The following is a 1864-nucleotide window of genomic DNA, read 5'->3' on the forward strand; positions in this document are numbered from 1 at the left end:
GCCCTCGTCGCCATCGCGGGCACCAGCGTGGGTGCTGCCGTTGGCGGCGGTGCCGGGGCGGCTGCGGCGGGCAACGCCACCGTCAACAACTACCTGAGCGCTGCAGATCTGCGCAGCCGCGGCCAAAAACTGGACGACTGCCGCAGCCAGGGCAACCCGCAGTGCGAAGTCAACGTCATCCGGGAATACGAACGAAAGAGCGCGAACAACACGGCAGCTATCAACTACCGCAGCGTTGTGTCGGTAGACGGCATGCAGCAGGAAAAGAGTGCCCTGCAGCAGGTCCTGCAAGACCCGAATGTCAGCCCGGAAACCCGCGTCCACGCCCAGAAGAGCATCACCGAACTCGACCGCGCCATCAACGTCATCCAGCGCTCGCCCGTCATCCAGGATGCGATGCAGATGGGGTTGATGGTGGCGGATGTGGCCACCCTGGGAGAGATGGCCGGGGCGAGAATACTGACTAGCTCGGTGGTCAAGGAATTTCTGGCTTCGCGGGGTGCGCGCGTTACAGAGGCGGAGGCGACGCGGATCGCGGAGAATTTCTACAAAGAGGCGCAGGCACCGACATCCCCAGAAGTTGCCCCACCGGTTAGGCCTACACCGCGGCAATCCGAGATCGATGTGGGGTTGGACTTGCCGCCCGGTGCGCGCCCGCAGGTTAGCTACAAAAATGGTCAAGAAGTTCCTTACGGAACGTCGGGAAGCGTTCGGCCGGACTATTGCCTTGGTAATGTGTGCAGTGTCGAGGTGAAGAATTACAACATCGCAACCAATTCCAACGGGCTAATTAAAAACGTGTCATAACAGGCGATAGACCGTGCGGCGAATTTGCCGCAGGGAATGACACAGACAGTTGTTATTGATGTCCGTGGTCAAGTATTGACTGCTACTCAAGAAGATGCAGTTGTCAGAGGAATAGTACAGAAATCGAATGGTGCCATCAGCCCGACTTCAATTTCTTTTAAACGGTGACCATTATGAATATTGGGTTCTGCGGCGGTAGTTCGCTTTGTGAGGTTGGAACAATTTCAGATGTGAAACTTTTTTTTGAGTGCTTAGAATTTTTTGTTGTTAAAAGCGATGCTGACAAACATTGGCCTTTGCTGACGGATCGACTCTATCGCAGATATCTTCGCATTGAAGAACTAGACGAAGCTGGATCTTTGATGAAGGAGGCAAAAAATAAATTTACAACACTCGCTAGTTCCGAAGTGAATTGGAAAATGGAATTGGTCGGTGACAGGCGTAGGACTTGGCTTGACCCGAGTCAGCCGAATTTGGCGGATGTATTTGCAACATGCTTCCAGCACTTCGATTATTGTGTTGAATCTGCAAAACTCTTTGCAAAGTCATGGGATATTTATCAGCCCGTCAAGATTGTTCGCACGGAATTGGCTTGGTTCATGGTGGAAAAGAACAGGTCGCTTGAAGAGTACGATTTGTTGGAAGGTGAGCCATTTTGGGCGCTTTGAAGAATTCCAGATGTGTCTCGCGCATAGCGGCTTACTCAGAATCGAACCGCGACACCTGACACCTCGATTTCCCTCCCAATAAGCCCCGGGAGCCCACCTGAGTCGCCCCGTTCGCCCTCTGCTCGGAGCCACCCTCATTGCGCTCATCGCCTGCGTCACCAGCACCGCAGGTATCCCCAATCGGAATTTCTTGTCCGAATAGGCCTCCAGCCGGCATTCTTCGACGACCTCTAGTGTGGCGTCTCAAAAATAAGCCGAACTAAGTTTGTGGGCAGCCCGAGCGACCTTTGCGAGGATCGTATCGGCGCTCTTGTGCCAGATGAAAGGTTTCGGGTCGGCGTTATGTCGGTCGATGTATTGCCGGATGGAGCGCTCCAGATCGGCCACGC

1 protein-coding gene and 2 pseudogenes are annotated in these 1864 nt (G+C 54.2%); 2 read left to right on the forward strand and 1 reads right to left on the reverse strand.

From position 1 onward, the window contains the following. Both DFQ15_RS17615 and DFQ15_RS16795 read left to right on the forward strand, forming a co-directional pair. Nucleotides 1-807, forward strand: a pseudogene (locus tag DFQ15_RS17615) (hypothetical protein); the annotation flags it as partial. A 173-nt stretch (nucleotides 808-980) separates the two neighbouring features. Then, nucleotides 981-1475 (forward strand): hypothetical protein, encoded by a 495-nt coding sequence (locus DFQ15_RS16795; protein WP_233504570.1) that lies wholly within the window; start codon nucleotides 981-983, stop codon nucleotides 1473-1475. Between the two features lie 243 nt (nucleotides 1476-1718). Here DFQ15_RS16795 and DFQ15_RS18035 read toward each other — a convergent pair. After that, nucleotides 1719-1864, reverse strand: a pseudogene (locus DFQ15_RS18035) (IS630 family transposase); the annotation flags it as partial.

The organism is Xylophilus ampelinus, assembly GCF_003217575.1.
In the GTDB taxonomy this organism is placed as follows: Bacteria; Pseudomonadota; Gammaproteobacteria; order Burkholderiales; family Burkholderiaceae_C; genus Xylophilus; species Xylophilus ampelinus.